This window comes from Larkinella sp. C7 (assembly GCF_006149005.1).
Lineage (GTDB): Bacteria > Bacteroidota > Bacteroidia > Cytophagales > Spirosomataceae > Larkinella.
Window position 1 is genome coordinate 1 of record NZ_VBSL01000230.1, and the last position, 357, is coordinate 357.

The following is a 357-nucleotide window of genomic DNA, read 5'->3' on the forward strand; positions in this document are numbered from 1 at the left end:
AAGAACAAGGTAGCCCCACCATTTAAGGTAGCCCAAGTGGAAATCATGTACGGAGAAGGCATCTCCAGAACTGGTGAGCTGGTTAAGATTGCGACCGACCTTGATATTATCCAAAAAGCCGGTGCTTGGTACTCTTATAATGGTGAAAAGATTGGTCAAGGATCTGAAAATGCTAAGAAATACCTGGCGGATAATCCAGAAGTCTTTGACGCAATCGATAAGAAGGTTCGTATCAAGTATGGTCTCATTGAAGATGACCAAGCTGTAGAAGCCCAACCGGTCCAAGCAGAGGCCAAGGAAGAGCCAGAAGAGTTATCCCTTGACCTAGAGAGCATCGAAATCGAAGAGTAAGGGTTT

1 pseudogene is annotated in these 357 nt (G+C 45.1%); it reads left to right on the top strand.

Annotation, left to right across the window (positions count from 1 at the left end):
* Window positions 1-351, top strand: a pseudogene (locus FH871_RS35225) (DNA recombination/repair protein RecA); the annotation flags it as partial.
* Window positions 352-357 lie beyond the last annotated feature (6 nt).